General features: G+C 33.0%; 22 protein-coding genes. 17 read left to right on the forward strand and 5 right to left on the reverse strand.

Translation table 11 applies throughout. The features are described from left to right. Positions 1–23 precede the first annotated feature (23 nt). The 6 genes from ACFSC2_RS12535 to ACFSC2_RS12560 all read left to right on the forward strand — a co-directional run bounded on the left by ACFSC2_RS12535 (position 24) and on the right by ACFSC2_RS12560 (position 4,780). Positions 24–464, forward strand: a complete 441-nt coding sequence (locus tag ACFSC2_RS12535; RefSeq protein WP_379815098.1) for an energy transducer TonB — start codon at positions 24–26, stop codon at positions 462–464. Positions 465–702: 238 nt separating this feature from the next. Next, positions 703–1,434, forward strand: coding sequence for an energy transducer TonB (locus ACFSC2_RS12540; RefSeq protein WP_379815097.1), 732 nt, complete (start codon positions 703–705; stop codon positions 1,432–1,434). Between the two features lie 334 nt (positions 1,435–1,768). Beyond that, a complete protein-coding gene (locus ACFSC2_RS12545) occupies positions 1,769–2,149 on the forward strand; it encodes a toxin-antitoxin system YwqK family antitoxin (RefSeq protein ID WP_379815096.1) in 381 nt (126 codons plus the stop codon). A 17-nt stretch (positions 2,150–2,166) separates the two neighbouring features. After that, positions 2,167–3,135, forward strand: a complete 969-nt coding sequence (locus ACFSC2_RS12550; RefSeq protein WP_379815095.1) for a DUF6624 domain-containing protein — start codon at positions 2,167–2,169, stop codon at positions 3,133–3,135. 50 nt (positions 3,136–3,185) lie between these two features. Further along, complete coding sequence (locus tag ACFSC2_RS12555; protein ID WP_379815094.1) at positions 3,186–3,557, forward strand: BlaI/MecI/CopY family transcriptional regulator; 372 nt, start codon at positions 3,186–3,188, stop codon at positions 3,555–3,557. Continuing rightward, complete coding sequence (locus ACFSC2_RS12560) at positions 3,554–4,780, forward strand: M56 family metallopeptidase (RefSeq protein ID WP_379815093.1); 1,227 nt, start codon at positions 3,554–3,556, stop codon at positions 4,778–4,780. Before ACFSC2_RS12555 ends, ACFSC2_RS12560 begins: the two co-directional genes overlap by 4 nt. Before the next feature lie 206 nt (positions 4,781–4,986). Here the strand turns inward: ACFSC2_RS12560 and ACFSC2_RS12565 are convergent, their stop codons facing one another. Next, positions 4,987–6,351, reverse strand: coding sequence for a saccharopine dehydrogenase family protein (locus tag ACFSC2_RS12565; protein ID WP_379815092.1), 1,365 nt, complete (start codon positions 6,349–6,351; stop codon positions 4,987–4,989). A 188-nt stretch (positions 6,352–6,539) separates the two neighbouring features. Here ACFSC2_RS12565 and ACFSC2_RS12570 point away from each other — a divergent pair, with 188 nt between their 5' ends. Beyond that, entirely contained in the window at positions 6,540–6,926 is a 387-nt protein-coding gene (locus ACFSC2_RS12570) for a DUF423 domain-containing protein (protein ID WP_379815091.1), read from the forward strand. Between the two features lie 300 nt (positions 6,927–7,226). Further along, complete coding sequence (gene pckA / locus ACFSC2_RS12575) at positions 7,227–8,831, forward strand: phosphoenolpyruvate carboxykinase (ATP) (RefSeq protein WP_379815090.1); 1,605 nt, start codon at positions 7,227–7,229, stop codon at positions 8,829–8,831. A gap of 291 nt (positions 8,832–9,122) precedes the next feature. Here the strand turns inward: pckA and ACFSC2_RS12580 are convergent, their stop codons facing one another. Together ACFSC2_RS12580 and ACFSC2_RS12585 are read right to left on the reverse strand one after the other, a co-directional pair. Continuing rightward, positions 9,123–10,181 (reverse strand): phytase, encoded by a 1,059-nt coding sequence (locus ACFSC2_RS12580; protein ID WP_379815089.1) that lies wholly within the window; start codon positions 10,179–10,181, stop codon positions 9,123–9,125. 76 nt (positions 10,182–10,257) lie between these two features. Then, entirely contained in the window at positions 10,258–13,068 is a 2,811-nt protein-coding gene (locus ACFSC2_RS12585; RefSeq protein WP_379815087.1) for a TonB-dependent receptor, read from the reverse strand. A gap of 237 nt (positions 13,069–13,305) precedes the next feature. Between ACFSC2_RS12585 and ACFSC2_RS12590 the strand changes: the two genes are divergently transcribed. From ACFSC2_RS12590 to ACFSC2_RS12620, 7 genes are all read left to right on the forward strand, one after another. Further along, entirely contained in the window at positions 13,306–14,406 is a 1,101-nt protein-coding gene (locus tag ACFSC2_RS12590; RefSeq protein ID WP_379815086.1) for a DUF4407 domain-containing protein, read from the forward strand. Between the two features lie 161 nt (positions 14,407–14,567). After that, on the forward strand, positions 14,568–15,245 hold the full coding sequence (locus tag ACFSC2_RS12595) for a glycerophosphodiester phosphodiesterase (protein ID WP_379815085.1): 678 nt from the start codon (positions 14,568–14,570) through the stop codon (positions 15,243–15,245). Positions 15,246–15,395: 150 nt separating this feature from the next. Then, positions 15,396–16,604: a BaiN/RdsA family NAD(P)/FAD-dependent oxidoreductase gene (locus ACFSC2_RS12600; protein WP_379815084.1), complete on the forward strand. Its 1,209-nt coding sequence runs from the start codon at positions 15,396–15,398 to the stop codon at positions 16,602–16,604. Between the two features lie 5 nt (positions 16,605–16,609). Then, positions 16,610–17,257: an HAD family hydrolase gene (locus ACFSC2_RS12605; RefSeq protein ID WP_379815083.1), complete on the forward strand. Its 648-nt coding sequence runs from the start codon at positions 16,610–16,612 to the stop codon at positions 17,255–17,257. Beyond that, positions 17,258–17,830, forward strand: a complete 573-nt coding sequence (locus ACFSC2_RS12610; RefSeq protein WP_379815082.1) for a Crp/Fnr family transcriptional regulator — start codon at positions 17,258–17,260, stop codon at positions 17,828–17,830. Between the two features lie 59 nt (positions 17,831–17,889). Continuing rightward, positions 17,890–18,579, forward strand: a complete 690-nt coding sequence (locus tag ACFSC2_RS12615; RefSeq protein WP_379815081.1) for an MBL fold metallo-hydrolase — start codon at positions 17,890–17,892, stop codon at positions 18,577–18,579. A gap of 51 nt (positions 18,580–18,630) precedes the next feature. Then, positions 18,631–19,350, forward strand: coding sequence for a hypothetical protein (locus ACFSC2_RS12620; protein ID WP_379815080.1), 720 nt, complete (start codon positions 18,631–18,633; stop codon positions 19,348–19,350). On the opposite strand, the gene ACFSC2_RS12625 is transcribed toward ACFSC2_RS12620, so the two are convergent. Beyond that, a complete protein-coding gene (locus tag ACFSC2_RS12625; protein WP_379815079.1) occupies positions 19,337–20,332 on the reverse strand; it encodes a tetratricopeptide repeat protein in 996 nt (331 codons plus the stop codon). The two genes, ACFSC2_RS12620 and ACFSC2_RS12625, sit on opposite strands and share 14 nt — an antisense overlap. A gap of 58 nt (positions 20,333–20,390) precedes the next feature. After that, positions 20,391–20,867: a TspO/MBR family protein gene (locus tag ACFSC2_RS12630; RefSeq protein ID WP_379815078.1), complete on the reverse strand. Its 477-nt coding sequence runs from the start codon at positions 20,865–20,867 to the stop codon at positions 20,391–20,393. A gap of 150 nt (positions 20,868–21,017) precedes the next feature. On the opposite strand from ACFSC2_RS12630, the gene ACFSC2_RS12635 reads away from it, so the two are divergent. Together ACFSC2_RS12635 and ACFSC2_RS12640 are read left to right on the forward strand one after the other, a co-directional pair. Further along, a complete protein-coding gene (locus tag ACFSC2_RS12635; protein WP_379815076.1) occupies positions 21,018–22,100 on the forward strand; it encodes a diphosphomevalonate decarboxylase in 1,083 nt (360 codons plus the stop codon). A 62-nt stretch (positions 22,101–22,162) separates the two neighbouring features. Beyond that, complete coding sequence (locus ACFSC2_RS12640) at positions 22,163–22,393, forward strand: hypothetical protein (RefSeq protein WP_379815075.1); 231 nt, start codon at positions 22,163–22,165, stop codon at positions 22,391–22,393. Positions 22,394–22,438 lie beyond the last annotated feature (45 nt).

Below are 22,438 nucleotides of genomic sequence, written 5' to 3' on the forward strand. Positions count from 1 at the left end.
ACGCAAAGAGCTTTTGTATAAATATGAATGTATGTTTCAGACCCATAGCTAAATTTAGTCAAAGAGTAATTGTTTTTATTATAATTGCTTTTGTTAATTATGGATTTTCACAAGCATCAGTTCAAAAAAAAATAGTTAAAGAGGGTCCAAATTTTAAATTGTTCAATGAAGTTGAAGTAAAACCTGAATTTGAGGGTGGTGTAAACAACTTTTACAAATATATTGGATATAATTTTAAGCGTCATGAAAATGAATTATATGGTGAAATAAAGGCATTTTTTATAATTGAAACAGATGGTTCAGTGTCTGATATTGAGATCATAAAAAACGACCTGGGAAATATCGCCGAAAAAGAACTTATTCGGATTTTAAAAAACTGCCCTAAATGGATTCCAGGTTATGAGAAAGGTATTCCCGTTAGGGTGAAATCTGTAATCCCTATCAAATTAGAAAAACCGAAATAAATATCCGTTTCTGGAAAAAATCAAATTTTGATAAAGTTGACTTCATATAAATCCGTTCAGCAATGAGCGGATTTTTTTTGAGTTTTTGCCAAGAAGACACTAAGTTTTTGTTTTGAAGTTTGTCAAAGTTTTTTGCTGCATTTTTTTCATTTCCAAACAGAAATAAATAGCTTTTGTATTGTTTTATTTGTTAAAATTGCAATCTATTTATCAAACCAAGAACTAACTAACCGTGAGAATGCAAAAAAAACTTTTAACTATCTTTTCTTTATTTATCTGTTTCATTTCTTTTGAAATTAAAGCTCAGACAAAAACTTTTCCAACAAGTAAAGACTATAAAGAAATGTCTGAATTGGACGAATTGCCTACTTTTCCAGGCGGTATTAATGAATTTTATAAATTCATAGGAGCAAATTATCAAACACCAAAAGTTCAGGGACTAGCGGGTAAAGTTTACGCCACATTTATAGTCGAAAAAGACGGATCTTTAGGTGAGATAAGAGTGTTGAAAGACATTGGTTACGGTACAGGAACAGAAGCAATCAGAGTGCTTCAAATTTCTCCTAAATGGATTCCTGGAAAGAGCAAAGGAGAAACGGTTCGCGTTTTGTATTCTTTGCCAATTAATATTGTTGCTACCGGACCGCTTGAAGAAATATATTCTCTTAACGAAGTGTTCGAAAAACCAGCTTATCCAGGAGGCTTGCAAAATTTTTATAAAGAGGTTTCAAAGCATTTCAAAAGCCCTGAAAAAGAGGGATTGAAAGGAGAGCTTGTTATTGGTTTTATAATTCAAAAAGATGGTTCGATAGGAGATACCAGAATTTTAAAAGATATCGGCTATGGTACAGGCGAAGAAGCTATTCGATGCTTAAAATTACTTAAAAAATGGTCTCCAGGAAAACTTAAAGATGGGACGGCGGTAAATACAGCTTACAGTCTGCCTTTTACCATTCAATCAAAAAATTAATTTAGTAAAGATTTTAAAATGATATAATCCGTTCAGCAATGAGCGGATTTTTTTTGAATTTGGTTGAAATTTGAAATCTAAAATGGATTTGGGCGTTGCCTCCGGCCGGGCTATCCGCTGTATCTTTTTATTTTTAAAGAAAAAATAAAAAGGATGCCGCTTCTATCCCTAACGCATTCGGGATTTTAAGAACCTCACGATTATTAAAGTAAAAAAATAAGAAAAAACTTGTTCGTTTGAAATTTAACTCTACATTTGTAGAAACGAATCTATAATTGTAGAGCAAATGAATTTCAAAAATCTTTTTTTACTATTGTTTTGTGGGTTGATATTTTTGAGTTGCAAAAGCAAACCGATTAATCAGAAAATAGACAAGAAAAAAGAAGGTGTTTGGATTGATTCCTATTCACAAGACGGCACAGATTACAAATCGTATGAATATTATAAAAACGATATTCCTGTAAAGAAATGGAAATCGTATATCAATGGAAAAATCTACAAAACAGAGAAATATAGAAACGGAATTTGTGTTGTAAAAAGTTATTATGAAAACGGAAAATTAGAATCTAAAGGAAAAACGAAGTTAGAAACCAATTCAGTTGAAACACATTGGTTTTATTTTGGAGAATGGAGATTTTATTCCAATAACGGGAAATTAACTGAAATTAAAAATTACGACAAAGGTGAATTAATCTCAGAACAAAGTATAAAATAAATCAGTAACCTAAGACCATGAAAAAAACAATTACTTTCTTTTTTATTGTAATGAATTGCTTTTTATCTCCAGCTCAGAATTATAAAGAATGGATTCGCAAAGCAGATTCTTGTTATGCTAAGGAAAACTATAAAACGTCTGTTGACTATTATGAAAAAGCTTTTAAAATAGAACAGAAATCGGCTGCGCATTTGTACAAAGCTAGTTGTTCTGCGTCTATGTCAAGCGAAAAGAAAAAAGCTTTTAAATGGTTGAATCTAGCTATTGATAACGGTTACAAAAGTATTGCATATCTTCAGTTTGATTGGGATCTAAAATCTTTGCATTCAGATAAACAATGGAAAAAAACGATTGATCATTTGCAGAAAAAACTGGATGTTTTGGAGGTTAATTATGATAAGCCTTTGCAAAAAGAACTTTTGGCAATTTACACCGAAGATCAAGGAATTCGCCAAGAGTTTATGCGGGTTTATAAAGCAAATGGCTTAACAGTAAATAAAAAGGTTGATAGCATTGGTAAAGTGATGCAGTTTAAAGACAGTATCAATCTTATTAAAGTGATGAAAATCCTGGACGAAAAAGGCTGGATCGGTTCAGATGTTGTAGGCGCAGAAGCGAGTCAGACGTTGTACCTGGTTATTCAGCACGCCGATTTGGTATATCAGCAAAAATATCTGCCAATGATGCGAGAGGCTGTGAAAAAAGGAAATGCAAAACCAGCTAATTTGGCTTATCTTGAAGATCGTGTTGCGTTGCGAGAAGGAGGTAAGCAGATTTACGGAAGTCAGATTTATACTAATCCTTCGACCAAAAAGAATTTCATTGCACCGCTAGAAGACCCTGACAATGTTGATAAACGAAGAGCAGAAGTTGGATTAGGGCCTCTCTCAGATGTTGCTTTAAAGTCGAATATAGTCTGGAATGTAGAAGAGTATAAAAAAGAATTACCAGAATTGATAGAATTAATTAATAAAAAAAAGCAATAAAGAAAAACTCAGTACCTTAGACTCTTAGAACCTCAGAATCTTAAAGAAAAATGCAATTATCAAACTCAGAAGAACAATTAATGGAACATTTATGGAAGCTTGAAAAAGCTTTTATGAAAGATTTGCTCGAAGCTTATCCAGAGCCGAAACCCGCAACAACAACAGTCGCGACTTTATTAAAAAGAATGATCGACAAGAAATTTGTAGCTTATAACGAATTCGGAAATTCTAGAGAATATTATCCGTTAGTCAAAAAAACAGATTATTTCTCAAAACATGTAAAAGGTTTGATTAGTAATTTCTTTAATAATTCGGCTTCTCAGTTTGCTTCGTTTTTTACGACAGAAACGAATTTGTCTACTTCAGAATTAGAAGAACTTAAAAAGATTATTGATTCGCAACTTCAAAAAAAGAAAAAATGATAGACTATTTGTTAAAATCAGGAATACTGCTTTTTGGTTTTTATGCAGTTTATAAAATAATGTTAGAAAACGAAAAAATGTTTCGTTTCAATCGAGCTTATTTATTAGGAAGTTTGATTTTTAGTCTTGTTATTCCGTTGCAATTGTTCTCAGTTCAATCTTTATTTTCAGATAAAATAAGCGTAATGCAGCTCGACGGAATTGTTATTCGAACCAGTACAGCCGTTTCTGATTCAGTAAATTTTAATCAGATTTTCTGGTTTGGAGTAGTTTTAGTTTATGCGATTGTAGCAATTATTTTGACGGTACGATTTTTTAAAAATCTGTATGCTATTTATAGGATTTCAAAAAATAATAAATCTCAAATTATTGAAAACAAGAAAGTCGTTTTGGTGAAAAATACCATTTTACCATTTTCTTTTTGGAATGCTATTTTTATTAATAAAGAAGATTTTGAAAACGGAAGAATTCCGACCGAATTAATTGCGCACGAGAAAGCGCATTTGGTACAGAGACATTCGCTGGATATTCTTTTTGTTGAGATTTTGCAAATCATTTTCTGGTTCAATCCGCTTATTGTTTTTTTTGAAAAAGCCATAAAACTGAATCACGAATTTTTGGCAGACGAAGCGGTGAATAATCAGTTTAAGGAAGTATCTAATTATCAAAACCTACTGCTGCATTTTGCTTCAAATAAAGGTACTGTTGCTTTGGCAAGTAATATCAATTATTTAATAACTAAAAAGCGTTTTCTTATGATGTCAAAAAAAGAATCTCTAGTGAAATCTACATTTAAAATTTGTGGTGTTTTTATTTTTTGTGGAATTATGTTGTTGGTTTTTAGTGAAAAAACAACTGCTCAATCAGCAAATAGTACTCCTATGATGAAAAATGGATTTTCGGTAAATTATGATACTGAAAGTGTAAATGAACCTCAATATCCAGGCGGGATCCAGGAGTTTTATAAATTCGTGGGAGAAAACTTTAAAATTCCTGAAGAAGCTTCAAAAAATAAAGTTGATGTAAAGATTTATATGGAGTTTATGGTTGAAAAAGATGGAAGTTTGTCTGAGTTTAAAGCCACCAAAGGAGATGTTTATGGAATAGGAAATGAGGCGATTCGTATTCTAAAGCTTTCACCAAAATGGATTCCGGCTACTCAGGAAGGAAAACCAGTTCGTGTTCTTTATAATCTGCCAATTCTCATTCAGTCAGCAAAATAGGTTTTTTTGAGGTACAAAGGTCCAAAGTTATAAAGAGACAGAGTTTTTTTACTTGTCAAAGTTGATTGACAAAGAATTAAAACCTTTGTTACTCCGAAACTTTGCACCTTTGTCCCTTTAGATAAAAAAAATCCGCTTCTAGTTCAGAGAAGCGGATAAAATTAAAAAACTAATAAAAAAAATTCTAAAAAAAATAATTGTCCAGACTAAAATAAGTCGGGGTTATATCCAAAATACGGGACGATTTGTTCGTTAAAAACAACTCCGTATTCTTCTAATTCTTTTAAAATAGGTTCGTAAACTTCCTTTTTAATCGGAAGCTGAACGCCTGGAGTTTTTATCTTTCCATTCAAGATTAATAAAGTTGCAATCGCAACCGGAAGACCAACAGTTTTGGCCATTGCAGTATACGTTTGGTCGTCGCCAATGCAGACCATTTTAGAATCAATTTGCTCTTTTTTGCCATTCATTTCGTAACCAAATTTATGATACATAACAATCATGTCTTTGTCATTTGGTTCTAAACTCCAGCTGTCGGATAATATCTTTTGGAGAATCTGTGCAGGAGTTGCATTTGGCAGATTGACTTTTTTGTTTGGGTTAAATAAATCCAGTTCCAAAAGTTTGTCCCACATAATATCGTCCTGATCGATTTTTAAAATCAGACGCGTTTTAATTTCTACAGAATCTGTTGGGTGATAAGGCAGAAACGAATTCACAAACTGACGGTAACTCATATTTTCAGAATCTTCCATGATGTAACTGTCATCAGTCATTCCGAGTTGTACAAACATATTCCATGCTCGCGAAAAACCAACTCGTCGAATTGTTCCTCTATATAAAGTAAGAACATTGTCTAAACCATAAACCGATCTGTATTTTAAAGAATCGCGGTTAGAATAGGCTTCAAACTTTCCATAACCTTCGACTTCTAGAAACTCCGTTCTTCTAAACAAAGCGCTGTACGGAATATATTTATAAGTACCTTCCTGAATAAATTTGGCTGCACCGCCTTGTCCTGCTAAAACTACATTTCGAGGCGCCCAAGTAAATTTGTAATTCCATAAATTATTGTCAGATTCTGGGGCTACCAATCCACCGCAGAAAGATTCGAATAAAAGCATTTTACCGCCTTTAGCTCTAATTTCGTCAATAACTTTCATGGCGCTCATATGGTCGATGCCGGGATCAAGTCCGATTTCGTTCATAAAAATCAGATTGTTCTTTTTGGCTTCTTCATCCAGCGCCTGCATGGCATCACTTATATAAGAAGCGGTGACTAAATGTTTCTTGAAATACAGACAATCTTTTGCAACTTCGATATGAAGATGTGCAGGAAGCATTGAGATTACAATAGAAGCTTTAGAAATTGCTTCTTGCCTTTGTGAATCATTAAAAATATCTAAAGAAATCGGCGTAGCATTCGGATGTTCTTGTGTCTTTTTTGAAGCTAATTCTAAAGAAAGGTCCGCTACAGTTAAATGCAGGTTTTCTTCAGCAGATTTTGCTAATAAATATCGAATCAAAGACGATGCAGATCTTCCTGCTCCAAGTATTAAAACGTTTCTCATGCTTTAAATATTTAACACAAATATATTTAAATGTTATATATGTAACAATTTTATTTAAATAAAATTGAATTTATTTTTTGACTGCAGCTAAAAAAATAAGCTGTTTTTATTCTAAATAATTGTAAAAGAGAAACGATTTTTCGGTTCGTTTGAAGTATTTTTGTGTCAAATTTCAAAAGAAATAAATTATGAAAAGAAGAATCGTATTAACGGGAGCTTTGGTTGGAATGATCGCTATTATTTTAGGTGCTTTTGGAGCACATTTGCTAAAAAAATATCTTACTGTTGATGAACTGAATACCTTTGAAGTTGGAGTTCGATATCAAATGTACCATGCACTGTTTCTTCTTTTTCTTTCTACACGAAAAGAGATTGCCGAAAAAACTTTAAAAACAATCTATAATTTGGTTGTGGCAGGAGTTTTACTTTTTAGCGGATCAATCTATTTATTGGCTACAAAAAGCCTGACAGTTTTTGATTTTAAAATTATCGTATTCGCAACACCTTTGGGCGGATTCTTATTAATTATTGCTTGGGCGGTATTATTCCTTACGATTTTGAGGAGAAAATCATAAAATACCGAATAAAAAATTCTATCTAAAAATTAATCTTTAATTTTGTCTCATAAATAACATATAACTTTATTTATGTGAATTTTTTGTATTTTATATTGAAAATCAAGAATAATATAACAAATTCATATAAAGAGGTGTAATAAAACAAATTAGAAGCGATTATTTTTTTGTTTTTATAATTTTAAGAACAAAATTTCTCTTTTTTCATATAAATTAAAGTGAAATTGGCTTTTTTGAAAGAAATAAAAATTAATCTGTAATTTTGCATTCTCTTAAGTATCACACACAACTTAAAAATTTATGGACACTAACACAGTTTTCGCGCAATCGATTTCGTTAAAAGAATTAGGAATTGAAAATGCAAAAGTTCGTTATCAATTAACTGCAGATGAATTACATGCTATCACTTTGCAGTCAGGGCAAGGTGTTGAAAATTCTACTGGAGCGTTGGCAATTAATACAGGTGAATTTACAGGTCGTTCTCCACAAGATCGTTTTATCGTAAAAGATGATATTACTAAAGATCAAGTTTGGTGGGGAAATGTTAATATTCCGTTTGAACCTTCAGCTTTTGAAAAGCTATATAATAAAGTAACAGCGTTTTTATCTAACAAAGAAGTTTTTGTTCGCGATTCATACGTATGTTCTGATCCAAATTACAGATTAAATGTTCGTGTAGTAACAGAAACGGCATGGTCAAATCTATTCTGTTACAATATGTTTCTTCGTCCAGAAGAATCAGAATTAGCTAATTTTACTCCAGAATGGACAGTAGTTTGCGCACCAAGTTTTATGGCAGATCCTGCTGTAGACGGAACACGCCAGTCTAATTTTGCTATTTTAGATTTTACTAAAAAAATCGCTCTTATCGGCGGAACTGGTTACACAGGAGAAATGAAAAAAGGAATTTTCTCTGCTTTGAATTTCATTCTTCCAGTTTTCAAAAATACACTTCCAATGCACTGCAGCGCCAATGTTGGTGAAGCAGGAGATACAGCAATCTTCTTCGGATTGTCTGGAACAGGAAAAACAACCTTATCAGCAGATCCAGAACGTAAATTAATCGGAGACGATGAACACGGATGGACAAACGAAAATACAGTTTTCAACTTCGAAGGTGGTTGTTATGCTAAAGTAATCAACTTAACAGAAGAAAATGAACCAGACATTTTTAGAGCGATCAAAAAAGGTGCGCTTTTAGAAAATGTAGTTTTTAAAGCTGGAACTAATGAAGTGGATTTTGATGATGTTTCGATCACTCAAAACACTCGTGTAAGTTACCCAATAACACATATTGATAATGTACAGCCAGGTTTGGTTGGACACAATCCTAAAAATATATTTTTCTTAACGGCAGATTCTTTCGGAATTTTGCCTCCAATCTCAAGATTAACTCCAGGTCAGGCGGCTTACCACTTTATTTCTGGATATACTGCAAAAGTTGCTGGAACAGAAGCGGGAGTTACTGAACCTCAGCCTAATTTCTCTGCTTGTTTTGGAGCACCATTTATGCCTTTGCACCCAACACGTTATGCGGAAATGTTGAGCAAAAAAATGAAAGATGCAGGAGTAAAAGTTTGGTTAATCAATACAGGCTGGACGGGAGGTCCTTACGGAACAGGAAGCCGTATGAAGCTAAAATATACTCGAGCGATGATTACCGCTGCTCTTAAAGGAGAATTGGATAATGTAGAATATAAAAATCACACTATATTCGGAATTTCAAAACCACAATCTTGCCCGAATGTTCCAGAAGAAATTTTGAATCCTCGAAATACTTGGGAAGACAAAGATTTATACGATAAAAAAGCAATCGAATTAGCTCAGAAATTCAAAGCTAATTTTGCCAAATTTGAAGAGTTTGCTAACGCTGAAATTTTAGCGGGAGCGCCAATTACAGAATAAAAGGAATTATTGATTCAAAATAAAAAAGCTGTTCGTTATGAACAGCTTTTTTTGTTTTTGTTACTTAAGGTTAAATTTTACGGCAAAGATTCACAAAGATTTACGCCAAGATTCGCAAAGTTTTATTTTTAAGCTTTGCGAATCTTGGCGTTTTTTTCTTTGCGTTAGAAAAATCATTGAAACGCAGTTTTCAGTACAGTTTAAAGGAAAGGACTGAAAAACTGCAATTTCAAATCAACACTGAATCTTTATACCAGAAATCATTGTACTAAAATATATGTATCAATGGTATTATTTCTTTGCTTCGTCAATACGTTTTTGGATTAAATCCCACGCATAATAGTGGAAAGTCATTCCGTTGCTCATGGCTACGAAAAGTCCGTTTTTGTATTTTGGACCTAAGTTTATGCTTGTAACATCTGCACCATCACATTCGATAGTAGATGTTGGAATTTCTGCCAATAAAGGATAACTGTTCGGATTTCCTTTTGCTCCTTCTCTCGGATAAACCATAAAAGTGTTTGCCTGTTGGTTGGAAACTAAAATATATCCGGTAGAATCTGTTTTCTTGTAAATAGCGATTCCTTCATTATCTGCTTTAAAATCTTTTTGCCCAAAAAGAGCCAATTCTTTATTATCGTTTAAAGACGGATCAGCTTTATATTTTCTGATTCCGAATTGTTCGTCGCAATATAAAACCGTTCCCAATTCGTTGTCAACTGCAATCGCTTCGATTTCTTTTTTACCGCTGTAAGCTCCAAATTTGCGAACTACTTTTGCTGCAGCGAATTTTCCATTTCCAGAAAGTTCATATTGCCATAAATAACTTCCAGAAGGTCCCGTTTTTCTTCCTACAATAGCAAAAATCTTCCCGTCAGCTGGGCGAGTGTAGAGTGCAACTCCCATAGGATCGCGTTGTGCTTCGCCTTCAAAAACAGGAATACCACCGTTATCAATAGGTTCTAAATCTGGTAAACTAAAAATTCGGATCTTATTTTCTTCTCTTTCAGTTGTAACCGCAACGTCAACTTTTTTTCCGTCAATAACCAATCCGTAAGCGATATCGACGTTGTTTGGTCTTTTTAGAACAATCGATTTTTTAAGGATTTTTCCATTCAAATCAAAAGCATACAAACCGCCGTCTGTATCTTTATCTGTTCCAACAATAATACTTTTAGAAGCATCTGTTGGGTGAATCCAGATAGATGGATCGTCTGTGTCGTGAGGCAAAGCTTCTGTAACCGCTGTCGGTTTTAAAGCATTCGGTTGAATCGGAGCTAATTTATCATCTTTACAAGCGGTAAATAAAACGCTTAAAAGTAAAAATGATAGTATAGATTTATTTTTCATTTGATAAATATATTTTAATGCAATTAGACAGAGCGATAAAACTCTGTCTAATGTAAGAATTTTAAAAAATTATATTTTACAAGTCTAATTTCAACCCAAGATTGAAACGTGCTTGGTAATATTCTGCTTGTTTTGTATGTCCTTCAACACCTTGGTAATAACGTAACGGCTGATTTGTCAAGTTATTCGCTTCTGCAAAAACACGTAATTGTTTTGTGATTTTATAAGAAGCATTCGCATCTAAGAAAAACTGCTTGTCATAGTAGCTGTCTTTGTAAGATTCAGAACCTAATTCATCTAAATAATCAGAAGTAAAGTTGGTTGAAACTCTCGCAGAGAAACGTTTGTTTTCCCAAGATAAAGATCCATTGAACATGTGCGGTGCAGTACCTGGAAGACTAATATTTTTTCTTTCGTTTCCATCCTCATCAGCAATTCCGTTTGCTTTAGATTTCGTGTAAGTATAGTTTAAGTAAATACCAAAACCTTTTAAGAATTTACCAGGTAAGAAATCCAACTGACGCTGTAAAGCAACCTCAAATCCGTAAACATTAACATTGTCCCCGTTTCTTGATTGTAAAAATGACCAGTTTTCTCCAGCTGGAATTGGGTTTGATTGATTTGGGAAATCTGCAGCAAATTTCGCATCAGTATATTGATTGTCGCTGTAGTTGTAAATGAAATCATTTAATCTTTTGTAGAAAACACCTCCAGAAATCAAACCAACAGATTTGAAATAGTTCTCTACCATCAAATCATAGTTGTATGCATATGTAGCTTTAAGACCTGGATTTCCAGCTGTAATTTCTTTGTCAGCAGCAATGTTGTTTACATAAGGAGCCAATGCGTAATAGTTTGGTCTTGCTAAAGCTGTTGTCGCTGCAGCTCTTAAAATCAAATCTTTTGTAGCATTGTATTGAAATGAAATACTCGGCAGTAAGTTCGTATAAGAGTTTGTATTGTTGATTTTGCTTTCTAATTCTTCTTCATCCAAAACTCTGTTTCCAGTATAATCAATATGCGTATTTTCAACACGGAAACCTAAAACCATAGAAAGTTTATCATTAAAATCCTGATCCCATCTTACATACGCAGCAGTAATTCTTTCTTTTGCGTTGTAGTTTACCGCTAAATATTCTGCTGGATCTGATTCTTTTTCGAATAAAGAAGCATTGTTCAAATCTAATCCTCCTAAATAAGCAGCAGAAGCAAAAGTTCCTGGTACATATTTACTTCCCGGATTAAATCCTTGACCATCATAATAACTTGTTGGAACTTCAGATAATAAATCCATTCCAGCATTAAGAGGAGAATAAGAATAGAACATATTGTTTCTTTCTTTTTCTTTTAAACGAAGTCTAAGACCAGTTCTCAATCTTCCTTTTTCTCCTGCAATTACAGAGAAAGGAAAACGGATATTTACTTTTGCACCAAATTCACTTTCGCTAGTTTCGTCTGTGTTTTCAGTAACTGAGTCAAATTCAAATTGATCAAGAGCTTCTCCAGCTGTTGTAACTAAAGGAAATCTTGTATCTGTTAAGTTTTCAAATACATCAAGGCCTTTCTGACGGTATTCGATATAACGCTCACCCGGACGGTATTCTCTTGCTTTTGCATAGTTGGCAGACCAATCTAAGTCTAAAGTAGAATTAATCAAGTGCTCTCCGCGAAGCGAATAATTCTGAACTCTTTGATCTTCTAATCTTCTGTTTTTATTTCGGCTGTTATCAACACCACCTTTTGTCTGACGTTTTACACGACCTTCAAAACCAATAATTTCTTCACCATTATAAAGAGGTTCGATATCGTCAATTGTAGTTCTAAAACGGTTTTCTCTATCGTCTCTCCAGTTGTAAATAGCATTAGCAAAAATCGTATTGTTTTCGTTGAATTTATAATCTAAAGCTACAGATGCGCTTCGGCGAATACGCTGTACATCATACTTTCTGATTTCTGAAGCTTGAAGATATTCATTTCCAAAATCATCTTTTACCCATTCGTTTTCGATGTTATCAGAACCGTAATCTACATTATTATAAGAACCGCTGAAAACTACTCCTAATTTATCGTTAGCAAAACGATTACCATAAACGAAACCAGCAGTATAAGATGCGTGGTCACGAATTGGTAAATAACCTCCTGCAAGAGTTGCAGAAATTCTTTCTCCGTTTGGAGTTGCTCTTGTAATTAAATTTACAGAACCTCCAATTGCATCAGCATCCATGTCTGAAGTCAGGGTTTTGTTTACTTCGATTGTCGAAATCATATCAGACGGAATTAAGTCCATTTGTACGTTTCTATTGTCTCCTTCAGCAGACGGAATTCTGTCTCCATTTAAAGTTACAGAGTTCAATGACGGAGCCAAACCTCTGATAATAATATTACGGGCTTCACCTTGGTCATTCTGCATCGTGATACCAGGAACACGTTTAAGAGCGTCTCCCACGTTAGCATCTGGAAAACGACCCATTTGATCTGATGAAATTACATTTCCGATATTTTTATTGTTTTTCTGCTGATTCAGTGCTTTTGCTTGACCTTTTAAGATATCTCCAACAATAACCTCTTTCAATTCATTTTCAGAAGCTTTAAGAGAAAAATCAATTACGTTGTTTTTTCCTGATTCAACTTTTATTTCTTGTGTTAAAGTAGTGTATCCAATATATTTTACTTCAACTTGGTAAGTTCCTTCATTAATATTTAATAATTCAAAACGACCGTTGTAGTCAGAAACGGTGTATTTTTTCTCGCCTACAATTTGAACCATAGCTCCAGGAAGTGGCAATTTGTCATCGGCATCTAATATCTTTCCAGATATTATGGCCTTCTGAGCAAAACCTGTAAAGGCGAATAAAAAGAATGCGGTTAATAAAAAGAATTTTTTCATTGTGTGTGTTTAGTTTGATTTTCGTTTGCGAAGCTAAAGCCCCAGTATTAATAAAGCCTTGAAAAAAAATTAACATAGTGTTATGATTGACCGTCAACAGATGATTTTTATTAATCTTTAAATAACATAAAGACATCAAATAATTGATTCACAATGAAAAAGAAAATGATATTTTGATTCTAATTGAAAATTTGGCGTTAAATTTGCCGTATCATCATTAATCAAAAATCATCAATCATGTTAAAACAATTTTTTATCCTATGTTCGGGAGCAGATAAAGATCTTCTCGAAAGCTGTTCAGGAGGCGAACAAACCAAATATGTTGGTATTGGCGCCACGGTTTTCTTTACAGCAGTTATGGCTTTCTTGGCCAGTGCTTATGCGCTTTTTACCGTTTTCGATTCTATTTACCCTGCTTTAGCTTTTGGATTTGTCTGGAGTTTACTTATTTTCAATCTGGACCGATTTATCGTTTCTACGATTAAAAAGAGAGATCGTTTTATGGATGAATTCCTGCAGGCAACACCTCGTATTATTTTAGCGATTATCATTGCCATTGTAATTTCGAAACCTCTTGAAATTAAAATTTTCGAAAAAGAAATCAATACCGTTTTATTGAAAGAGAAAAACGAAATGGAATTGGCGAATAAAAAACAAATCGGAACTTATTTCAAAAGCGATTTAGATAAAAATAAAGCCGAGATAGCGGCGCTAAAAGCAGATATTGTAAAGAAAGAAAAAGAAGTAAACGCATTATATTCAACCTATATTACAGAAGCAGAAGGAACTACCGGAACTAAGAGATTAGGGAAAGGGCCGGTTTACAAAGAAAAACGCGAAAAGCACGATGCTGCGCTTAAAGAATATGAAACTTTAAAAACCACAAACGAAGCAAAAATTGCCGAAAAAGAAAAAGCAGGCAAACAACTGCAAGCCGATTTAGACAAAAAAGTTACGCAGACACAGCCAATTATTGAAGGTTTTGACGGATTAATGGCGCGTATCAATGCGCTGAATAAACTGCCTTGGCTCCCGTCTTTCTTTATTATGTTGTTGTTTCTTGCTATTGAAACGTCACCAATTATAGCCAAATTATTAGCGCCAAAAGGGGAATACGATTTCAAACAAGAAGAAGCTGAAACGGCAATGAAAGCGACTTTGGAACAAAATAAATACCAACGCGAATTATTAGTAAGAACCAGCGCTTCTATGCACGATAGAGTGTACGCAGATATTGCTGAAGATAGAAGTTTATACGATTTACAACGCAAAAATGCCAGAGAATTGCTGGAACTTCAATCTAACAGTTTTGTAGAAAAGCAGAAAGCGACGCTTTAAAATTGAATAACAAGGTTTTTTAGCCACGAATTCATGAATTATTTTGATCTCATTTGAAGAGAGAAATTCTTGAATTCGTGGCTATTTATTTTTTTAAAAATCCCATTTCAGTTTCTTTAAGCCTTTGTACCTTTGCATCTCTGAAACTTATTCAAAGAAAAATGCTAAAAATAGCTCACCGCGGTGCCAAAGCATATGAAGCCGAAAATACGCTGCAAGCTTTCCAGAAAGCCTTAGACTTACATTCTGATGGAATCGAACTTGATGTTCACCTTAGTGTTGACGGACATATAATCGTAATGCATGACGAAACCATCGACAAAATGACTAACGGAAAAGGCGATATTAACACCTATACTTTAGCCGAATTAAAATCATTTTTGGTTGCAGAAAAATACCAAATTCCGACTCTAAATGAAGTCTTTGATTTAGTCGACAAAAAATGTTTCATTAATGTTGAACTAAAAAATGCAGATACTTCAAAACAAGTGGTTTCTTTAATTGAAGAATATATCTCTGAGAAAGGGTGGAATTACGAGCATTTTATCGTTTCAAGTTTTGATTGGAATGCCTTAAATGAAGTTCAAAATCTAAATCCGAAAATTTTAATCGGCGTTTTAACCGAAGAAGATGTTAAAGAAGCTTTGGCTTTCGCCGAAGATATAAAAGCATACGCCATTCATCCTGATTTTCAGTTGTTGAATAAAGAAAACGTAAAGCAGATTCAGGAAAAAGGTTTTCTGGTTTTCCCTTGGACGGTAAACTCCGAAGAAGACATTCAAAATGTAAAAAGTTACAAAGTAGACGGAATTATCTCAGATAATCCAGATAAAATATAAAATAGGCCACAGATTAAAATGGATTTTTTTTAACCACAAATTTTCACAAATTTAAATACCACAATCAATTCGTGAAAACTTGTGTTTAAATAAAAAATATAGACAAAAAAATTCGCGTCAATTCGTGAAATTCGTGGCAAATAAAACAATATGATCAAAAATTTCGACATAATAATCGTTGGTGGAGGCGCAGCAGGATTTTTTACAGCGATTAACATTGCAGAGAAAAATCCGAAACTAAAAATTGCCATTTTAGAAAGAGGAAAAGAAGTACTTTCTAAAGTCCGCGTTTCTGGAGGAGGAAGATGCAACGTTACCCACGCTTGTTTTGAACCCAATGAATTAGTAAAGTTTTATCCGCGCGGCGAAAAAGAACTTCGCGGACCATTTCATCAATTTTGTTCAGGAGATACAATCGAATGGTTTGAAAAACATGGAGTTGAGTTAAAGATAGAAGAAGACGGAAGAATGTTTCCCGTATCAAATTCGTCACAAACCATAATTGATTGTTTCTTAAAAGCGACAGAGAAATTAGGCATAAAAGTATTGACAGGACAAAGCGTACAATCGATTTTTAAAAAAGAAAATCATTGGAAAATTGATACACAAACCGATAATTATGCTGCTGAAAAATTAATTATGGCAACCGGAAGTAACCCAAAAATTTGGGAAATGCTTCAGGAGCAAGGGCATGCGATTGTAAGTCCAGTTCCGTCATTGTTTACATTTAATATAAAAGATTCTCGTATAAAAGAATTACCTGGCGTTGCGGCACAAGTAACCGTAAACGTAAAAGATACTAAATTAGAATCGACTGGACCGCTGTTAATCACACATTGGGGAATGAGCGGACCGGCAATTTTGAAACTTTCGGCTTGGGGTGCACGTATCTTACACGATAAAAATTATCAGTTTACGATTTTTGTAAATTGGTTGAATGATGTTGATACCGCAGACGCCGAAAAAATCTTAAAAGACTTAAAACAAGAACACGCTAAAAAAGCAGTTTCTAAAAAATCTCCTTTTGATTTTCCGAACCGTTTGTGGGAAAGTTTGGTCTTGGCTTCAGAAATTAATGAAGAAACGAAATGGGCAGATTTGTCTAAAAATCAATTGCAGCATTTGGCTTTGCAGCTTACAAAAGCCAAATTTCAGGTAAACGGAAAAAGTACTTTTAAAGAAGAGTTTGTAACCGCCGGAGGTATCGATTTAAAAGAAATCAATTTCAAAACCATGGAAAGCAAGATTCACGAGAATCTTTATTTTGCAGGTGAAATTGTTAATATCGACGCCATTACAGGAGGTTTTAATTTTCAGAATGCTTGGACAAGCGGGTTTATTCTGGCTCAAAATATTTAATTAGAATGAAATTTAAAGGAATTATTTTTGATTTAGACGGAACATTGGTTAATTCATTACACGATATTTCAGATGCGATGAATATTGTTTTAACTGGTTTAAATCATCCAACACATACTTACGATACGTATCAATATTTCATAGGAAGCGGTTTGCGCAATTTGGTCAGCAAAGCTTTGCCAGCAGCTCATAACTCAGACAAAGAAATTGAAATTTGTTTTGAATGTATGATTAACGAATACCGCAAAATCTGCACGTTGAAAACAAAACCTTATGATGGTATTTTAGATTTATTGAATAATCCTGCATTGGAGAACATCAAAATGGCTGTTTTTTCGAATAAAGCGGATGAATTGACGAAGAAAATAGTTTCAGAAATATTTCCTGAACATTTTGATTCGGCTGTCGGATTAAGCACCGAAGAACTTAAAAAGCCAAATCCGTTTGAGGCTTTGGCGATTAGTAAAAAATGGAATTTAAGCCCAGAAGAAATTCTATTTGTCGGCGATTCAGATATTGATATGTTAACGGCAACAAATGCCAATATGTTTCCTGTAGGCGTAACTTGGGGTTATAGAACTGAAGAAGAATTGAAAAACAGCGGTGCTAAAGTGGTTATTAATAAAGCTTCGGAATTAATTTCAATCCTGTAAATGCATCCTTCATTACAAAAACAAATTACCGCAATTGCCTCTTTTTCTGAAAATGAATTAGAGAAAATTGCGTCTTGTTTTGAATATGAAAATTTTGATTCTAAAGATTATTTATCTGAAATGGGGAAAATCAGCAGTAAGATTTTCTTCATTCTAAATGGGTTAGCGAGAGTTTATTATTTAAAAGACGGAAAAGAAATTATCACTTATCTGAGTTGTGACGATGGTTTTATTGCTTCGTATTCCAGTTTTATTAATCAGACGCAATCATTTGAAAGTATTCAATGTATTGAAGACTGCGAAGTACTTTCGATTACGTTTGAAAAAATGCAGTTTTTGTATCATAAAATCCCAAATTGGGAACGTGTAGGCAGAATTTTAGCCGAACAGAATTACCTTTGTATGGCCGATCGTGTTTTGAAACTACAAATGATTCCGGCCAAAGAAAAATACAAGACTTTTTTAGCATCGGCTCCAGCCAAAATAGTGCAGCGAACGCCTTTAATTTACATTGCTTCATTTCTAGGAATTACCCCAGAATCGTTGAGCAGAATCCGTCAAAATATTTCTTAACATTTATCAAGTATATTGAAAAAGGGAATTCGAATCTTTGTCAAAACAAAATTTGAAAGATGAAGAATATTGCCCAAGACGTTTACCAAATTCCGTTATTTCCTAGAAACGCCATAAATTGTTATTTGATAGAAGATGTTTTAATTGATGCCGGAATTAGAAGTTCAGCAAATACAATTTTAAAAGCTTTAAAAAGCAAAAACGTTACCCAACACGCATTGACACACGCACACGCAGATCATCAAGGAAGCAGTAAAATGATTTGCGAAATACGTAGTATTCCGCTTTTATGCAGTGAACCAGAAAAAGAATTCGCAGAAAACGGAAACGTAGTTACAGAATATCCAAATCCAAATCATATTATTTCTAAATTTCAGAAAAACTTCTGGGCAGGAAAAGGACATTCTGTTTCTCAAATTTTAAAAGAAGGCGATCAAATTGGCGGATTTATTGTTGTTGAAACGCCTGGACATTCCAGTGGTCATTTATCTTTTTTCAGGGAAAAAGACGGCGTTTTAATTGTTGGAGATGTCATGACCAATATGAATTTAATAACGACAAAAGTGGGTTTACATGAACCGCCCCATATATTTACTGCGGATCAAGAAACCAATAGAAAATCAATCCTAAAATTAGCGTCTTTAAAACCAAAAATATTATGTTTTGGTCATGGTCCTGTTTTGTTTAATAATGGAGAATTAGAAAGGTTTTCAATATCATTAATTAACAAGAATTTACAGAATCTGTAAGTTTTCGTTAAGAGTATTCGAATAATTTTACTTTCAGCAAATTAATCCTTTATGAGAGTAAAATTACTTACCACAATTTCATTTTTTACCTATCAGCTCAGCATTTCTCAAACCGAGAAATTATTAAAAGGAAAAGTTATCGACCAAAGCTTCGCCCTAAAAGGTGTCGAGGTTATTAATAAAACGGCTCTCACAAGTACGAGAACAAATGAATTAGGAGAATTTTCGATTCTTGTAAATCCTAAAGACAGCCTTTTTTTCTTTCATAAAGATTACTTTATGACAAGACTGAAAATTACGCAGGAAAAAATTGCCCAGAATAATATTGTGATTAAAATGATTTTAAAACCTGAGGAATTGGATAATGTTGTAGTTTCTAGATCTGTTTTTAATAAAAGTAATATACAAAATATTGCCAATAATCGAGAAGCTGTAAATGAAATCAAAAATCGTAAACAATTTGATGAAGTAGCTTCAAAGGTTAATGTTTATGATGGAAGAATAAAAAATGCCATAAATTTCAGTTACCCCATTTTTGATAAACCCAAGAAAAAAATTGAGCCTCGTGACGACCGTTTTAAAAAACTTTTAATCGCTTCTTGTCCTCCAGATTTTTTTACTAAAGATTTAAAAATTAAACCCGAAGAAAAAGAGATTTTTATAAATTTCTGTGATTCCGATCCTAACTCAAAATTACTTTTAGAACATCCAAATGTTTTGGAAATAATGGATTTTTTATATGCTAAAAATGAAGAGTTTAAGAAGCTGTAGCAGCTTTCTTTAATTTTCTCCATTTGATAAAAAAGACAATTGAACATATTAATAATATTACATTAATTGCTAAAGAAAATAATATAGTTTTTCCAAAATGATTATCGTTCTTTCTTGCTTTTTTAATTAATTTATCACTCAAATTTTGCTCACGAGAAGCCATTTTATTCAATTCCTCGTTATTTCTCAAAGAAAATTCATTCATCTTTTTGTAACAGATTATCAATCTTTCATTAAGTAAATTATTTTGAAATCCATATTTCTTAGAGAGTTCATATATTTCAGAAGCTTCATCAGAAATAGCTTCATTGAGTAATGTTATGTTTCCTAATTCAAAAAGCAAAACAGAAATAATTTTATCTTTTGGTTTTATAAACGAAATTCTTTCATTTAACTGAAAAAACAAGGCATCTTGCAACTTTGTTAATTCTTCATCAGAAAGCTTTGTTTTTGGCAGAACTTCTGACCCAAAGTTAGTACCAATAAAAAACTCGCCAGTTGGGTTTTGAATTTTTTTAATCTTGGCTTCTAATATTTTAAGATGAAGCCATTCAGATTCTTCATGAGATTTTGGATTAATTTCAATTGACTTTTTAATCCATTCATAAGCTTTTTCGTTTTCGCCCATTAATTCATAAGTAGTTCCAAGATTTGAAGCTGTTGAATATCTATTAGGTTTGATTTTTTCAATCTCTAAATATAATTTTAGTGCTTCTTCATATTTTCCCTGAATAATTAATACATAGCCTTTATCAGACAAATAATCGATATCTTTCGTTTTTTCATACCCTTTTTCAAGATCCAGAATTAAACTTGGAAAATCTTTAATCTTAAACTCATGCCCTCTGGGAACATAATATTCTTTATGATCGTGATAAACTTCAACTTTATTTTTTAATCTTTTAATGTCCCAATTTAAACAAGCAAAACCTTTAGACGAAATCAAAACTAAAACAATTAGAAAAACCTTAAATCTATTCATAAAGTAAACGTATTGATTAAACTTGAAACAAAATAAACCTAAAACTTGAAACAAAAAATCACTTATTCAACCACCAGATACTGGCGTTTAAAATCGCAGCAAAAGCAACCCAAGCCAAATAGGGAATCAATAAATAAGCAGAAATTTTATTGATCTTAGTGAATTTTAAATAGGTCTCATAAATCATCAGCCATAAAAGAATAATTTCGACTAAAGCCAGCATTGGATTTTTTAATCCGAAGAATAAATACGACCAAATGGCATTCAATATTAATTGAATTAAAAAGAATAAAAGCGCTTTTTTTACTTTTTCGCTTTGAGTATTTATTTTGTCCCAAACTAATCCCGCTGCAACAGCCATTAAAATATAAAGCAATGTCCAAACTGGCATAAAAATCCAATTCGGCGGATTAAAAATGGGTTTTATAAGCGTTGGATACCAACTTTCTACACTCGGTCTTGTTACCAAACTCGCAGAATATCCGACTGCTAAACAAACAATTAAAGCTATAATGATTTTTACCGTTTTATTCATAATATCAAATTTTGAATTCAAAAATAATCAAAAGAAAAATGAAACCATATAAGTAATATAAGTTCATTTAAGAAAGCAGCTTTATATTTTCTTATATAACTTATATGGTGAAAAAATTTAAAAGTTATCTTTGCCAAAATTTTATAATTCATGTTTACAGCAGCCGATTTTATTCCGCAGAAATATAATTCAACAATCGATAACGGAAGCTTTGAGTGGAGCGCTCCAAGCAATATTGCATTAGTTAAATATTGGGGTAAAAAAGACAATCAGATTCCGGCAAATCCGTCGGTGAGTTTTACGCTGAACAACTGTAAGACGATTACGAAAGTTGCTTTTTTGAAGAAAGAAAATCAGGGAACCTTTTCTTTTGATTTACTTTTTGAAGGAAAACCAAAAGAAGATTTCAAACCAAAAATTCAAAAGTTTTTAGAAAGGGTTGCCGTTTATCTGCCGTTTTTAAAAGACTATCATTTTACGATCGATACGCAGAATACATTTCCACATAGTTCGGGAATTGCTTCTTCTGCTTCTGGAATGGCGGCTTTGGCAATGAATTTTATGAGTTTGGAAAAAGAATTGAATCCAGAAATGACGGAGGATTATTTTTACCAAAAAGCTTCTTTTTTAGCACGTTTAGGTTCTGGAAGTGCCTGTAGAAGCGTAAAAGGAAATGTGGTGGTTTGGGGAAATCAGAAGAATATTCCAGTAAGTACCGACTTATTTGGAGTTGAATTTCCGCATACAATTCATGAAAATTTCAAAAATTATCAAGATACCATTTTACTAGTTGATAAAGGCGAAAAACAGGTTTCGAGTACAGTCGGACATGATTTGATGCACAATCATCCGTATGCCGAAAGACGTTTTGCTCAGGCACACGAAAATCTGGATCAATTAATTAGCATTTTTGAAAACGGAAATATTGAAGAATTTATCAAAGTTGTAGAAAGTGAAGCGTTGACTTTACACGCAATGATGATGACTTCGATGCCTTATTATATTTTGATGAAGCCAAATACGCTTCAAATTATCAATGCAATTTGGAAATTTAGAAGCGAAACTCAGATTCCAGTATGTTTTACACTAGATGCTGGAGCTAATGTACATGTGCTTTATCCTGAAAATGTTAAAGAAAAAGTACTGCAATTTATTCAAACCGAATTAGTTGCTTTCTGTCAGAATAGTCAGTACATTTGCGACGAAATTGGAAACGGTGCAATTGCATTGTAATTTTGCGTATCTTTAATACTTCAAAAAGCTAAAATAGATGAATACTGCGACTATAAAACTTTATGACTTATTTAGAAAAGAAACTTAATCTTGATGAGAATAAGGCTAAGGAATTTGTGGAAGCAATCGACAGAACTATCAGCGAAGAAATTAGACAAGACAAAAATGAAATTGCTACTAAAGATTTTGTAAAAAAAGAAATTGTAGATGCAAAAAATGACATGATAAAATGGTTTGTTGGTCTGTTTTTTGCCTTAGCAATGATGATTATTGGATTATATATTAAAGGTTAAGAATAAACAGAAAACTTCTGATTAAATAAAAAAGACATAAAATAA

Source organism: Flavobacterium artemisiae (genome assembly GCF_042678225.1).
Lineage (GTDB): Bacteria > Bacteroidota > Bacteroidia > Flavobacteriales > Flavobacteriaceae > Flavobacterium > Flavobacterium artemisiae.

Coding starts and splice junctions, on each gene's coding strand:
- ACFSC2_RS12535 (WP_379815098.1), top strand. CDS start 24: ATGAATGTATGTTTCAGACCCATAGCTAAATTTAGTCAAAGAGTAATT.
- ACFSC2_RS12540 (WP_379815097.1), top strand. CDS start 703: ATGCAAAAAAAACTTTTAACTATCTTTTCTTTATTTATCTGTTTCATT.
- ACFSC2_RS12550 (WP_379815095.1), top strand. CDS start 2,167: ATGAAAAAAACAATTACTTTCTTTTTTATTGTAATGAATTGCTTTTTA.
- ACFSC2_RS12555 (WP_379815094.1), top strand. CDS start 3,186: ATGCAATTATCAAACTCAGAAGAACAATTAATGGAACATTTATGGAAG.
- ACFSC2_RS12560 (WP_379815093.1), top strand. CDS start 3,554: ATGATAGACTATTTGTTAAAATCAGGAATACTGCTTTTTGGTTTTTAT.
- ACFSC2_RS12565 (WP_379815092.1), bottom strand. CDS start 6,351: ATGAGAAACGTTTTAATACTTGGAGCAGGAAGATCTGCATCGTCTTTG.
- ACFSC2_RS12570 (WP_379815091.1), top strand. CDS start 6,540: ATGAAAAGAAGAATCGTATTAACGGGAGCTTTGGTTGGAATGATCGCT.
- pckA (WP_379815090.1), top strand. CDS start 7,227: ATGGACACTAACACAGTTTTCGCGCAATCGATTTCGTTAAAAGAATTA.
- ACFSC2_RS12580 (WP_379815089.1), bottom strand. CDS start 10,181: ATGAAAAATAAATCTATACTATCATTTTTACTTTTAAGCGTTTTATTT.
- ACFSC2_RS12585 (WP_379815087.1), bottom strand. CDS start 13,068: ATGAAAAAATTCTTTTTATTAACCGCATTCTTTTTATTCGCCTTTACA.
- ACFSC2_RS12590 (WP_379815086.1), top strand. CDS start 13,306: ATGTTAAAACAATTTTTTATCCTATGTTCGGGAGCAGATAAAGATCTT.
- ACFSC2_RS12595 (WP_379815085.1), top strand. CDS start 14,568: ATGCTAAAAATAGCTCACCGCGGTGCCAAAGCATATGAAGCCGAAAAT.
- ACFSC2_RS12600 (WP_379815084.1), top strand. CDS start 15,396: ATGATCAAAAATTTCGACATAATAATCGTTGGTGGAGGCGCAGCAGGA.
- ACFSC2_RS12605 (WP_379815083.1), top strand. CDS start 16,610: ATGAAATTTAAAGGAATTATTTTTGATTTAGACGGAACATTGGTTAAT.
- ACFSC2_RS12610 (WP_379815082.1), top strand. CDS start 17,258: ATGCATCCTTCATTACAAAAACAAATTACCGCAATTGCCTCTTTTTCT.
- ACFSC2_RS12615 (WP_379815081.1), top strand. CDS start 17,890: ATGAAGAATATTGCCCAAGACGTTTACCAAATTCCGTTATTTCCTAGA.
- ACFSC2_RS12620 (WP_379815080.1), top strand. CDS start 18,631: ATGAGAGTAAAATTACTTACCACAATTTCATTTTTTACCTATCAGCTC.
- ACFSC2_RS12625 (WP_379815079.1), bottom strand. CDS start 20,332: ATGAATAGATTTAAGGTTTTTCTAATTGTTTTAGTTTTGATTTCGTCT.
- ACFSC2_RS12630 (WP_379815078.1), bottom strand. CDS start 20,867: ATGAATAAAACGGTAAAAATCATTATAGCTTTAATTGTTTGTTTAGCA.
- ACFSC2_RS12635 (WP_379815076.1), top strand. CDS start 21,018: ATGTTTACAGCAGCCGATTTTATTCCGCAGAAATATAATTCAACAATC.
- ACFSC2_RS12640 (WP_379815075.1), top strand. CDS start 22,163: ATGACTTATTTAGAAAAGAAACTTAATCTTGATGAGAATAAGGCTAAG.